General features: G+C 63.4%; 13 protein-coding genes. 11 read left to right on the top strand and 2 right to left on the bottom strand.

The genetic code is table 11. From position 1 onward, the window contains the following. From VNZ93_RS20020 to VNZ93_RS20010, 3 genes are all read left to right on the top strand, one after another. Positions 1 to 321, top strand: a 321-nt coding sequence (locus VNZ93_RS20020; RefSeq protein WP_325709309.1) for an aldo/keto reductase, incomplete at its 5' end; no start/stop codon positions are given. 61 nt (positions 322 to 382) lie between these two features. Then, a complete protein-coding gene (locus VNZ93_RS20015) occupies positions 383 to 793 on the top strand; it encodes a thioesterase family protein (protein ID WP_325709306.1) in 411 nt (136 codons plus the stop codon). After that, a complete protein-coding gene (locus tag VNZ93_RS20010; RefSeq protein WP_325709304.1) occupies positions 790 to 1,680 on the top strand; it encodes an NAD(P)-dependent oxidoreductase in 891 nt (296 codons plus the stop codon). The genes VNZ93_RS20015 and VNZ93_RS20010 overlap by 4 nt, the downstream gene beginning before the upstream one ends. 93 nt (positions 1,681 to 1,773) lie before the next feature. Here the strand turns inward: VNZ93_RS20010 and VNZ93_RS20005 are convergent, their stop codons facing one another. Next, positions 1,774 to 2,733 (bottom strand): ABC transporter substrate-binding protein, encoded by a 960-nt coding sequence (locus tag VNZ93_RS20005; protein ID WP_325709301.1) that lies wholly within the window; start codon positions 2,731 to 2,733, stop codon positions 1,774 to 1,776. After that, positions 2,730 to 3,548: a class II aldolase/adducin family protein gene (locus VNZ93_RS20000; protein WP_325709298.1), complete on the bottom strand. Its 819-nt coding sequence runs from the start codon at positions 3,546 to 3,548 to the stop codon at positions 2,730 to 2,732. Before VNZ93_RS20000 ends, VNZ93_RS20005 begins: the two co-directional genes overlap by 4 nt. Before the next feature lie 185 nt (positions 3,549 to 3,733). Between VNZ93_RS20000 and VNZ93_RS19995 the strand changes: the two genes are divergently transcribed. From VNZ93_RS19995 to VNZ93_RS19960, 8 genes are all read left to right on the top strand, one after another. Beyond that, positions 3,734 to 5,824, top strand: coding sequence for a 3-hydroxyacyl-CoA dehydrogenase NAD-binding domain-containing protein (locus VNZ93_RS19995; protein WP_325709295.1), 2,091 nt, complete (start codon positions 3,734 to 3,736; stop codon positions 5,822 to 5,824). Between the two features lies 1 nt (position 5,825). Next, a complete protein-coding gene (locus VNZ93_RS19990) occupies positions 5,826 to 7,052 on the top strand; it encodes an acyl-CoA dehydrogenase family protein (RefSeq protein WP_325709292.1) in 1,227 nt (408 codons plus the stop codon). Between the two features lie 33 nt (positions 7,053 to 7,085). Continuing rightward, entirely contained in the window at positions 7,086 to 7,748 is a 663-nt protein-coding gene (locus VNZ93_RS19985; protein ID WP_325709289.1) for a TetR family transcriptional regulator, read from the top strand. Between the two features lie 214 nt (positions 7,749 to 7,962). Further along, the gene (locus VNZ93_RS19980) at positions 7,963 to 8,967 is read left to right on the top strand and encodes a tripartite tricarboxylate transporter substrate binding protein (RefSeq protein WP_325709286.1); all 1,005 of its coding nucleotides are present in this window, start codon (positions 7,963 to 7,965) and stop codon (positions 8,965 to 8,967) included. A 3-nt stretch (positions 8,968 to 8,970) separates the two neighbouring features. After that, entirely contained in the window at positions 8,971 to 9,534 is a 564-nt protein-coding gene (locus VNZ93_RS19975) for a tripartite tricarboxylate transporter TctB family protein (protein WP_325709283.1), read from the top strand. A gap of 9 nt (positions 9,535 to 9,543) precedes the next feature. Beyond that, positions 9,544 to 11,073, top strand: coding sequence for a tripartite tricarboxylate transporter permease (locus VNZ93_RS19970; protein ID WP_325709280.1), 1,530 nt, complete (start codon positions 9,544 to 9,546; stop codon positions 11,071 to 11,073). A gap of 7 nt (positions 11,074 to 11,080) precedes the next feature. Next, positions 11,081 to 11,914 (top strand): sugar phosphate isomerase/epimerase family protein, encoded by an 834-nt coding sequence (locus tag VNZ93_RS19965; RefSeq protein ID WP_325709277.1) that lies wholly within the window; start codon positions 11,081 to 11,083, stop codon positions 11,912 to 11,914. Positions 11,915 to 12,102: 188 nt separating this feature from the next. Further along, on the top strand, positions 12,103 to 12,459 hold a 357-nt coding region (locus VNZ93_RS19960), incomplete at its 3' end, for a cyclic nucleotide-binding domain-containing protein (protein ID WP_325709274.1).

The raw sequence follows: 12,459 nt of genomic DNA, 5'->3' as shown, positions 1-12,459 counted from the left end.
CGCATCGAATATGACCTCGTGCCATTCTGCCGCGCGCGCAACATTCCGATCATGGCGTATTCGCCGATCGAACAGGGCCGCCTTCTCGGCGTCGCCGCGCTGAAAGAAGTCGCGCAGCGGCACGGCGCGACGACGGCGCAGGTGGCGCTTGCCTGGCTACTCGGAGAGCCGGCGACAATCGTCATCCCGAAGGCGACAAATCCGGCGCATGTTCGCGAGAATTTCGCGGCGCTCGATCTACGTCTCACGGACGACGATCGCGCGATCATCGACCGCGCATTTCCGCCGCCGAACAAGAAATATGCCCTGGAGATGCTGTAGCTCCGCAGCCTGTAAGCTGTCCGCAATTCGCGTATAAGACCGACAAAAGGCGAAGGCGCACATGACCGATCTATCGAAACTTTCTATCGGCCTGAAAGGCGAAGCTCACATCCGCGTTGGCGAGGATCAGACCGCGCCGCGCGTCGGATCGGGCCGCGTGCGCGTTCTCGCCACGCCCGTCATGATCAACATGATGGAGGCGGCCGCGCTCGACGCGATCGAGAACCTGCTGCCGTCCGGACATCAGAGCCTCGGCACCCATCTCGATGTCGGCCATTATGCCGCGACGCCGGTCGGCATGACGTTGCGGGCAACGGCCGAAGTTACGAAGATCGACGGCCGCAACATCACGTTCCGGGTCGAAGCATTTGACGACAGGGAGCGCATCGGCGACGGCACCCACACCCGCGTGGTGGTAAATGTCGACCGCTTCGATGCGCGCATCCAGAAGAAACTCAAGGGCGAGTCATGAGTCCGCGCATTGCGTTCATCGGATTCGGCGAGGCCGGCCAGGCCATGGCAGCAGGTCTGCGCGAGGACGGTGTCGTAGACATTGCGGCTTGGGACATTCTGTTTCCGGATGCCGCCGGCGCAAAACTGATCGAGGCCGCGAAAGCGTCGGGCGTTCGGGTGGCGTCCTCCGCGGCGGACGCCGTACGCAACGCGGAAATCGTGATTGCAGCGGTCACCGCCGCGTCGAGTTCCAAGGCCGCGCAATCGGTCGCAGGCAAACTGGACGGCAAGCCCCTCTATCTCGACGTCAACTCGGTGTCGCCCGGCCGCAAGCAGGCAACTGCAAAGATCCTCGGCGACGGTGCCCGCTATGTCGATGTCGCGATCGTCTCCGCCATTCATCCGGCGCGGCACAAGTCGCCGATGATGCTTGCGGGGCCGCATGCCACGGAAGCCGAACCGGTGCTTGCTGCCCTCAGCATGAAAACGCAGGTCGTCGGCGACGCCGTCGGCGCGGCAGCCGCGATCAAGATGATCCGGAGCGTGATGATCAAGGGCATCGAGGCGCTGACGCTGGAGTGCTTCCTCGCCGCCGCGCGAGCCGGCGTCGATGTTGACGTCGTGGCCTCGCTCCGCAACAACTATCCGGGCATCGACTGGACGAAAATGTCCGAATACAACATTGAGCGGATGGCGAGCCACGGCATCCGGCGCGCTGCGGAAATGCGCGAAGTGGCCGATACGTTGCGCGAGCTTGGCGTCGAGCCGCTGATGACGGCCGGAACCATCGCGCGGCAGCAGCAACTGGGCGAGATCGGGCGCCTGCCGTATATAAGGGAAGCGGTCGCGAAAGGGCGAAGTGAAATGCTCGCCGCAATCGATGGCGCCTCTCCTGAGCGGCGCTGAAAGCGCTTCGCCCGACCGGACGGCGTCGACACAAACAAAAGCCCCGACTTCGCGTTGATCGAAGCCGGGGCCCTGATGTCAGTACCCGTGCACTCAGCGCGGCGGAATTTGCAGAAGTTCTGTGATCTGCTCCTTCGTCAACGGCTTATCGAGGAACTTCAGTTTCACGGCATCCGCGATCGCGCCATCAAGATCGGCCATCTGATCGGACTGCATCGCAGCCTTCGGATGGAATTGCGCGAGGGAATCCTTCAGCAACGCCTGATCTTCCATCTTGATCTTCTGTGCATACATCGACAGCGCCTTGGGATCGGCATACATCCAGTCGACGGCTTCGCGATATCCCTTCACGAAGCGCAGGATGGCGTCCTTCTTGTTCTTCCAGGAATCGGCGTTGACGATAATCGCACGCACCGTCTGCCCCTTCAGTGACGGCACGTCACTGCCGCGCGCGATAATACGGATTTTACCGTCCTTGATCTCCCTCACACCGAACGGCGGCGCCGCCCAGCCGATGTCGATCTGGCCGCTCATCACCGAGGTCAGCGTACCGGGCTGGCCACCGGTCGCGGTCGGTTTCGCCTTCGCGCCAAGCTCCTGACCGAAAGCAACGACGATGTTGTTCGATGACGACCCGTTCGTCGAATACGCGATGGTATGCTTGTCAGTCGTATCGCTCAGGCTTTTGATCGGCGAATCCGCTTTTACATACCAGTAGAGATCGCCAGTCCCCGTGAAAGCCGGCAGCAGAATGCGAACCGGCGCGCCGCGCGAGAAGGCGCGCATTACCCCGGCAACGCCCACGCCCGCTCCGAGATCGGCCGAACCGGAAATCACCGCCTGAATGGTCTCGCCCGCGCCCTGGGTGCCGACCGCTTCCAGCTTGAGATTGTGCTTGGCGAAAATGCCGGCATCCTGACCGAGCGTCGGCGGCTGGTTTTCCCAATTGTTGATCTGGCCGATCGCGATTTTGAGCTGATCCTGCGCGAATGCGGGACTGGCGGCGACAACCGCCAGCATCGCAGCGCCGACCGCCGCTCCTCTACGCTTCATCGTTTTCTCCCCTTTGCTTTGGTTTTTTTCGATGTTGTGCGGGTGACGCTAGCACGCTTGGCGCGGCTGCCAACCGGCTTTTTGCCGCTGCGCGGGAGGCCGCCGCCGGATTTTTCGAGCCGCACCTGCCAGTATTCCCATGTCCTGAAAGTTGCGGTCGGCATGGCGTTGATTTGCGCCGCCTTCTCGACTTCTCCGGGACGCAGCGGCGTTACCCCGCCAAGCAGCTTGGCCATCATCTGATATTCGGCGTTGCGGCAGGAATAGATCGCTCGGAACACCAGTTCCTGCATCGTGCTGCCGACCACGGTCGCGCCGTGGCCTTTCATCAACACCAGCGGCGCGTAACCGAGCGCGCGCGCCAGCGAAGCGCCCTCCTCCGGCTTCACCAGCAAGAGGTTGGTATCGCCGAACTCGTCATACTGATCCCACATCGGCACCTTGTGTCCGATGACGGCGCCAAGATGCATGACCGGCTTCAGCTCTTCGCCGGAAATGCAGAACGGCATGACGGCAGGCGCGTGATGGTGCACCACCGCCATGACGTCGGGGCGCGCCTTGTAGATTTCGCCGTGGATCACGCGCTCGGCGTAGAGCTTCTGATCGGTCTTTTTCACCGGATTGGAATCGAGATCGTATTCCAGGATGTCGTCGGGTTCGACCAGTTCAGGCGAGCGCGAGCGGGACAGGAAATAACGGTTTGGGTTGGTCGGATGGCGCATGCTGGCATGGCCGAAGGCGTCGAGAATGCCTTCATTGGCGAGGATGCGGTTGCCGAGCGCGGTGTCATGCTTGATCTGGTCTATTGAGGTCACAGCGGAGTTCCCGTTTTCTTGCTGAGGCCGGGGACCATGCACGGCGGGCCCACCGACTGCAATCGCGACCAGCGAAATGCTGGGATGAGCCGGCCGTTTGACACCCTGCCCACCCCTTCCTAAACATGCCGCCGAGCCCCGCCTGAGCGATATCGCCAGGCCTGCCACGCTTTAGGGAATTTGCTGTGCCGGACGTCGTCGAGTTTCGCCGCGAGGGTGCGATCGCGGTCATTACGGTCAACCATCCGCCCGTCAACGCGCTCAATAATGCAATGCGCAAGGGACTGGTCGACGCGCTTTCGCGCGCGCAGGACGATGCGGATGTGAAAGGCGTCGTGATTGCCGCGGCCGGCCGGACCTTTATTGCGGGCGCCGACATCACCGAGTTCAATTTGCCTCCGGTGAGCCCGACCACGATCGACGTCATCGAAGCGCTCGACGCCATGCCAAAACCGGTGGTTGCCGCGCTGCACGGCACGCCGCTCGGTGGCGGCCTCGAGGTTGCGCTCGGCTGCCACTTTCGCGTGGCCGCCCCCGGCACGAAGCTCGGACTGCCGGAGATCAAGCTTGGCCTGATGCCGGGCGCTGGCGGTACCCAGCGCCTACCGCGCCTCATCGGCATGGACAAGGCCATGGCGATGATCCTGTCCGGCGACCCGATCAGCGCAGACGATGCCAAGACCTACGGCCTGGTCGATGAGATCATCTCCGGTGATCTGGTGTCTTCTGCCGTCGCCTTCGCCAATCGCGTGGTCGCTGAGAAGCGCCTCCTCGCCCGATCGCGCGATCGCGACGAAAAGCTCGCCGACCTGCGCGCCAATCCAGCAAAGTTCGATGAACTCGCCGCGCCTTACGCCAAGCGCGCACGCGGGCTGCATGCTCCGGCGAAAGCGCTCGAAGCCCTGCGCTGGACGCTCGATGTTCCGGTCGCCGAGGCGCTGATCCGCGAGCGCGATACCTTCATCGAGCTGAAAAACGGTGCACAGTCGAAAGCCCAGCGACACATCTTTTTCGCAGAGCGCGAAGCCGCGAAGGTCGCCGACCTGCCGAAGGACGTGAAGCCCATCGAGGTCAAGCGTGCAGCGGTGATCGGCGCCGGCACCATGGGCGGCGGCATCGCCATGTGCTTCGCCAATGCCGGCGTGCCGGTGACCGTCGTCGAAACCAGCGCCGACGCGCTGAAACGCGGTCTCGATCTGGTCGCCAAGAATTATCAGGCCTCGGCCAAGCGCGGCGGCATGAGCGCTGAGGATGTCGAGATACGGACCGGGCTGATCCACGGCACGACAGATATCGGCGAAATCGCCGACGCCGACATGGTGATCGAGGCGGTGTTCGAAGACATCGGCGTCAAGCGTGAGGTGCTCGGCAAGCTGGACGCCAACGGCAAGTCCGGTGCGGTGCTCGCCACCAACACCTCCTATCTCGACGTCAACGAGATCGCGCACTTCACCGAGCGTCCGCAATCGGTGCTCGGCATGCACTTCTTCAGTCCGGCGAATGTCATGCGCCTTCTGGAGATCGTGCGCGGCGCCGACACTGACCCGCAGACGCTCGCGACCGCGATCAGCGTCGCGCGCAAGATCGGCAAGGTACCTGTCGTGGTGGGCGTCTGCCACGGCTTCGTCGGCAACCGCATCCTGCGCGTCCGCTCGACCGAAGCGGAACGGCTGCTTCTCGAAGGCGCATTGCCACAGGATGTCGACGGTGCGCTGACATCCTTCGGTTTCCCGCTCGGCCCGTTCGGCGTGAGCGATCTCGCCGGACTCGATATCTCCTGGCGGATGCGCAAGGCGCAGGGCGCGCGTGCCGAGATCGCCGACCAGCTTTGCGAGATGGGCCGCTTCGGCCAGAAGACCTCGAAAGGCTTCTACCTCTACGAGGCGGGCTCGCGCACGCCGAAGCCAGACCCTGAGGTCGAGGCCCTGATCGTCGCAACCTCGCAGCGGCTTGGCATCGCGAGAAGGCCGATGAGCCGCGAAGAGATCACCGAGCGGCTGCTGTTTCCGATGATCAACGAAGGCGCGCGTATCCTCGAGGAAGGCATCGCGCAGCGGCCCGGCGATATCGACGTGATCTGGGTCTACGGCTACGGCTTCCCGGCCTGGCGCGGCGGCCTGATGTACTACGCCGATCAGGTTGGCCTGCCCTATATCCGGGACCGCCTGACGGAGTTCGCCAAGCAGACCGGCGATAAGAAACATGAGCCGGCGACGCTGCTGAAGCGGCTCGCCGATGAAGGTCGCGGCTTCGGATCGCTCGGCAAGGACAGCTGACATGCTTTCAACGCTCTCACCGCACGCGCAGGATATTGCGAAGCGGCTGACAGCGTTCATGGAACAGCATGTCTATCCGGCGGAAGCCGTGTTCGGGCGCCAGCTCGCGGCGGCGAAGGATCGCTGGAGCGAGCTTCCGATCACGGCTGAACTGAAGGCGAAGGCCAAAGCCGCGAGGCTCTGGAACCTGTGGCTGCCGAAAAAGCATTTCGCCGAGGGGCTGACCAACCTCGACTACGCGCCACTTTGCGAAATCATGGGGCGGTCGCCGCTCGGGCCGGAGAGCTTCAATTGCTCGGCCCCCGACACCGGCAACATGGAAACGCTGATCCTCTACGGCAACGAGGAGCAGAAGAAGCGCTGGCTGCCGCCGCTGATGGATGGCGAGATCCGGTCCTGCTTCGCGATGACCGAGCCCGATGTCGCCTCGTCGGACGCGACCAACATCCGCACCGAAATCCGCCGCGACGGGAACCACTACGTCATCAACGGCCGTAAATGGTGGACCACCGGTGCGCCCGACCCCCGCGCGAAAATCCTGATCGTCATGGGCCGCACCGATCCGGATGCCCCCGCGCACAAGCAGCAATCGATGGTGCTGGTGCCGATGGACACGCCGGGAGTGACCGTGATCCGTCCACTGTCGGTGTTCGGCTATGACGACGCCCCGCACGGCCACGCGGAAGTGAGGTTCGATAACGTGCGCGTGCCGGTCGAGAATATCCTGCTCGGTGAAGGCCGCGGCTTCGAGATCGCGCAGGGCCGGCTCGGGCCTGGCCGCATCCACCATTGCATGCGCACCATCGGACTTGCGGAGCGCGCACTCGAAACGCTGTGCCAGCGCGCGCTGGGCCGGACCGCTTTTGGCAAGCCGCTGGCCGATCAGGGCGTCACGCGGCACTGGATCGCGGAATCACGCATGGAGATCGACCAGGCGCGGCTCCTAACCCTGCACGCCGCGAGGATGATCGACGAGGTCGGCACCAAGGCGGCGCGGGCGGAAATCGCCATGATCAAGGTGGTCGCGCCGAACATGGCGCAGAAGGTCGTCGACCGCGCGATCCAGGTCTGCGGCGCCGGCGGTCTGTCGCAGGACTTCCACCTCGCCTATGCCTATGCGCGCGCCCGCTCCATCCGCATTCTCGACGGCCCGGATGAGGTACATCGCGAAACCATCGCGAAAATGGAGCTTCGCAAGCATGCCGCGGGCGGCGGCAATGCGGGGTAGCCTTTCTCGTCATTCCGCGCCATCGTGACGGCGATGGACGCCCCTGCCCCCTCAAAGGCCAAGTTGCCGCGCCGCCCCTCCGGCGAGCGCGATCCCGAGCGTACGCGCGCCGCGATCCTCGCGGCCGCGACCGAGGAATTCACCACGCATGGGCTGAACGGCGCGCGCGTTGACGAGATCGCGCAGCGGTCGGGCGTCAACAAGCGGATGATCTATTACTATTTCGGCGACAAGAACGGCCTCTATCTCGCCGTACTCGAGGAAATCTACGCCGACATCCGCAATGCAGAGATCAGGCTGCATCTCGCTGACCGGGATCCCGTCGATGCGATGCGCGAACTGATCGCGTTCACGTGGAACTATTTCATCGAACATCCCGAATTCCTGAGCCTGCTGAGCACGGAAAACCTGCACCGAGCGGAGCATCTCAAGACATCAAAGAAGATCCGCGAGCTGCATTCGCCGCTGGTCGGGATCATCACCTCGCTGCTCGCACGAGGGGTCAAGACAAAGGTGTTCCGCGAAGGCGTCGACCCGGTGCAGCTCTACATCACGATCGCCTCGCTTGGATTTTTCTACATGTCCAACCGCTTCACGCTGTCCACGATCTTCGGTCGCGACCTCGGCAGCGCGGAGGCCTTGGCGGAACGCGGCCGGCATATCGAGGAAGTGGTGCTGGGCTATCTGCGGCCATAGGCACGCATTCTGCGGGCTTCACACGCGCTTGCGGTGCGCAGCCCCAAATCCCCCTTGACGCTTCGCACCCGGCCATGGTGCACTTGTAACCAGATGGTTACTTAGCAGAAAGTCGATGCCGGGCGGCATTGTCGCTCGCGTCAGCGGCCCGCTAGCATCCACAACAACCGGCAAAAAGCCGGATCTACATATCGTTTCATGGGAGGAACGACAGATGGTGCGAACAACGACCATTCTTGCGTCCGCGATTCTGGCGCTGACCGGTACCGCATCGGCGCAGAACTATCCCTGGAAGCCGGAACGCCCGATCACAATCATCGTGCCGTGGGCCGCGGGCGGCTCGACCGACCAGGTCGTACGTGTCACCGCCGCTGAAATCGAAAAGGCGCTCGGCCAGAAGATCGTCGTGGTCAATCAGCCCGGCGCGTCAGGCTCGATCGGCACGCGCAACGCGATGCAGGCGCCACAGGACGGCTACACCTGGACCGCTGGTGCGGCGAAGGATCTCGGCACTTACGCGGTGAGCGGTCTGCTCGACACCAAGATGTCCGACTGGCAGCCCTATCTCAGCGTGATCAACGTGTCCGTGCTCGGCGCCAACAACAGCACGCCTTACAAGGATGCGAAGGACGTCGTCGCCGCGATGAAGGCGAAGCCGAACGGCGTGTCGGTTGCGACTGCGGGCATCAATTCATCGGGCCACGCCGCGGTGGAAGCGTTCACCCGCGCACTTGGGCTGACCTACAAGCACGTGAGTTATGACGGCGGCAATCCGGCCGTGGTTGCGACCGTTGCGGGCGAAACCGAACTCACCACGCAGCTCGCCGTCGAGCAGGCCAACATGATCCGCGGCAAGCGGTTAAAGCCGCTCGCAGTGCTGTCCGACAAGCCGCTCGAACTCGAAGGCTTCGGCACGATCCCGGCGGTGACGGAGTCGGTGGCCGGGTTCAAGCCGGACGCGAACTATTTCGGCATTTTCGTTCACAAAAACACGCCCCCGGCGGTGCGCGAGACGCTCGACATCATCTGGAAGGACGTGATCTCGAAGTCCGACGCCATCAGGAAATATGCGCAGTCGAACGGCGCCCAGTTCGCACCGGTCGCAGGCGATGCCGCTGTGAAGGCCGCGATGCCCGCAATCCAGACCACCGCATGGCAATTGCAGGAAGCCGGCAAGGCGAAAGTCTCGCCGGAGACGGTCGGAATTCCGAAGCCATAATTGTTGCACGAGCACAAGAAGCGCGGCACCATGACATTGTCCGGCAAGATGACCGCCGACCGCGTTGGCGGCATCATCTGGATCGTGCTCGGCGCCGCGATCGTTTTCGGCTCGTGGATGATGGATCGTCTGACGCATTTGCAGATCCATCCCGCGACCGCGCCCGGCCTTGTCCCGGGCCTGCTCGGCGCCGGCATTGCTCTGCTCGGATTGATCCTCGTCTTCCGGAAAGGCGAAGCGGCAACGCCGGACTTCGGACCGGCTGATAACGCCGATGCTGCAACCGTCAACGAAACACCGGCCGATGACAGTCTCGCGATCCGGCGCGTCGGGCTGTCATGGATCCTGTGTGTGATCTATGGCGGCGTCCTTCTGGGACATGGCCTGCCCTACTGGGTCCTCACCGCGGCCTTCCTGTTCGTGCATATCAACCTCATCGACGAGAATCCGACGGTGCCGGCGCCATTGTCGAAGCACCGCGCCGTGTTGGCGGCGATTCTCGCGGTGGCCTTCGCGACGGCCGTGGCGTTGATCTTCGAACACATATTCCTCGTGCGGTTACCCTGAGGACCCGGCATGCTTGACGGTCTCGTCCTCTTCGGTAACGCGGTCGCAAGCTATCTGACACCGACCGCGCTCGGCCTTGCCTTCGGCGCCACGTTGCTGGGCATTCTCGCCGGCTGCATGCCGGGCCTGAGCGCAACGCTCGTCATCACGCTGCTGACCACGCTGACGCTGAAGATGGAGCCGAGCCACGCGATCCTCGTTCTGGTGTGCGCCTATAATGGCGCGATCTATGGCGGCAGCCGCACCGCGATCCTGCTCAACATTCCCGGCACCGCCGCCAATGCCGCAGCCTGCATCGATGGTCACGCCCTCGCCAAGCAGGGACAGGCTGGGCGTGCCATGGGGATCGCGACCACGGGCTCGGTCGTCGGCACGCTGTTCGGTCTGATTTGCCTCGCGACCTTCACGCCGCTCCTCGGCGAGGTCGCCCTGTCCTTCGGCGCCTTCGAATTCTTCTGGCTCGCGCTACTCGGCGTCGTGATGTCCGGCAACGTGGTTGCTGCCGACCCGCTGAAAGGGTGGGTCGCGGGATTGCTTGGGCTGTTTGTCGCCTGCATCGGTCAGGAAGGCATGTATGCCTACGAGCGCTTCTCGTTCGGCAATACCGACCTCGCCGGCGGCTTCGGGCTGATCCCCGTGCTAGTCGGCGCGTTCGGATTTTCCGAAGTGCTCATGGTGATGAGCGAGAAAACCGTACGCGCGAAAATTATGGAGTTCGGGTCGGCGCTCCCGCGTTTCATGGACGTGCTGAGCTACTGGCGGACCATCCTTCGCTCGGGCGTCATCGGCGTCTGGGTCGGCATCCTTCCCGGTGTCGGCGAAGACATGGCGGCGTGGTCGTCCTATGCCGCCGCGCGGCGGCTCAGCAAGGAGCCGGAGAAATACGGCAAGGGTTCGATCGAAGGCCTGATGGCTGCCGAAACCGGCGACAACGCCTCGGTGCCCGGCGGCATCATTCCGGCGCTGGCGCTCGCGATCCCCGGCTCGGCGCCCTGCGCCGTGCTGCTGGCGGCGATGATCATCCACGGCGTTCAGCCCGGCCCGATGCTGATGGTCGAGAATCCGCAATTCGTCTACAGCGTGGTGGCGATGGTGTTGTTCTCCACCCTCGGCATCCTGTTCTTCGGCCTGTTCTTCATCAAGCCGATGCTGAAGATCACGCAGATCCCACGCTCGATCATGATGCCGCTGATCTTCGTGCTGTGCGTGATCGGTTCGTATTCGCTGTCGTCGCGCCTGTTCGACGTCTACACCATGCTCGGCTTCGGCACGCTGGTGTTCGTGATGCGGCTCTATGGATATCCCGCCGCGCCATTCGTTCTCGGTCTCGTGCTCGGCGATATCCTCGACAAGAACCTGCGGCGCGGCCTCGTTCTGACGGACGGAGATTTCCTGCCGTTCCTGACGCGGCCGATTTGCGTGATTCTGGTTGCGCTGGTGGTCTGGACCTTCATCACCAATGTGCCATCGCTCAATGCAGCCATGGTCCGGGCGCGGCGTTCGGTGACGGATCGCATTTTCCGGCGCAATCCGGCATAACACGCAAATGCGAATCTCCCTCTGCAGCGAAGTGCTCGCCGATTACGATTTTCCGCGCCAGTGCGAATTGGCGAAACAGATGGGCTATGACGGCCTTGAGATCGCGCCGCTGACGCTCTCGACCGAACCACATCTCCTGTCTGCCGAGAGGCGAAAGGAGATCAGGCGGATTGCCGAGGATACCGGCGTGCCGGTGACCGGGCTGCATTACTTGCTGCGGGCGCCCGAAGGGCTGTCGATCACCGCAACCGATGCGGCCGTCCGCAGCCGCACTGTCGATGTCATCCGCAGGCTGATCGCGCTCTGCCACGACCTTGGCGGCAGCATCATCGTGCACGGCTCGCCGGCGCAGCGTCGCCTCGAGGCGGGACGAGAGACCGAGAGCTACCGTTGCGGTGTCGAATGCTGGGCGGCGATCGCAAAAGACGCGGAAGCGGCGGGCGTCACCTATTGCATCGAGCCGCTACACCAGCCGGATGCCAATTTCGTCAACACCGTCGAGGAGGCCGCGGCGATCGTCCGGCAGATCGACAGTCCCGCGGTGCGCACCATGATCGATTGCTCCGCGGCTTCGATCTGGGAAAAGCAGACGGTGCCGGACCTGATCCGGCAATGGATGCCGTCAGGGCTGCTCGCGCATATCCACTTCAACGACACGAACCGTCGTGGTCCTGGCGACGGGGCGCTCCAGTTTGGCCCGATCCTCGCCGCCTTGCGCGAGACCGGCTATACCGGCGACGCGAGCATCGAGCCGTTCATCTACATCCCGGACGGAGCCACCTGCGCGGCCCGCAACATCGGCTACATGCGCGGCGTGATCGACGGACTGGGCGCGTCGTAACCGACCTTCGGCCGGCAATCTTTCAGACAATTCTTCAGACTTCTCAGTGGCTTGACGGGAGCCGCGGTGTTGCATGGGAGCCCTGCAGCTTCCGCGCGTCGCGATTTTCCCCGCCAAACGCCATCTCAGGTGGGAGAAAGATCCGGGGGCAAGCGCCCGCCCACGCTGACGTAGCGCGAGACAATCCAATGATCGCGAATTCTGCAGTGGACCTGTCCACGATCCAGACGAATGTGCGGCCACGTACCGTGGCGCGCAGCCGGCCTCGCCAGACGGTGGCGACGATTGCGCTGTTCCGTTCGCTCGATCCGGCCGCGATCGCCGATCTCGACAGGCAAGTCACCTGGCGAAAATACGCCCGCAATGACTGGATCGTGGAACTGCACGATACCAGCGCCGACGTCTTCTTCGTCATCAGCGGTTCGGTCCGCATGAAGATTCCGGAAGCGTCCGGGCGCGAGGTTGTCTTTCAGGACCTCGATGCCGGTAGCTATTTCGGGGAGATGGATGCGATCGACGAAAAGCCGCGTGCAATCGGTGTCATG

The sequence above is a fragment of the Pseudorhodoplanes sp. genome (assembly GCF_035565795.1).
Lineage (GTDB): Bacteria > Pseudomonadota > Alphaproteobacteria > Rhizobiales > Xanthobacteraceae > Pseudorhodoplanes.
This window is presented reverse-complemented; position numbering and strand designations above follow the sequence as displayed.

Coding starts and splice junctions, on each gene's coding strand:
- VNZ93_RS20015 (WP_325709306.1), top strand. CDS start 383: ATGACCGATCTATCGAAACTTTCTATCGGCCTGAAAGGCGAAGCTCAC.
- VNZ93_RS20010 (WP_325709304.1), top strand. CDS start 790: ATGAGTCCGCGCATTGCGTTCATCGGATTCGGCGAGGCCGGCCAGGCC.
- VNZ93_RS20005 (WP_325709301.1), bottom strand. CDS start 2,733: ATGAAGCGTAGAGGAGCGGCGGTCGGCGCTGCGATGCTGGCGGTTGTC.
- VNZ93_RS19990 (WP_325709292.1), top strand. CDS start 5,826: ATGCTTTCAACGCTCTCACCGCACGCGCAGGATATTGCGAAGCGGCTG.
- VNZ93_RS19985 (WP_325709289.1), top strand. CDS start 7,086: ATGGACGCCCCTGCCCCCTCAAAGGCCAAGTTGCCGCGCCGCCCCTCC.
- VNZ93_RS19980 (WP_325709286.1), top strand. CDS start 7,963: ATGGTGCGAACAACGACCATTCTTGCGTCCGCGATTCTGGCGCTGACC.
- VNZ93_RS19970 (WP_325709280.1), top strand. CDS start 9,544: ATGCTTGACGGTCTCGTCCTCTTCGGTAACGCGGTCGCAAGCTATCTG.
- VNZ93_RS19965 (WP_325709277.1), top strand. CDS start 11,081: ATGCGAATCTCCCTCTGCAGCGAAGTGCTCGCCGATTACGATTTTCCG.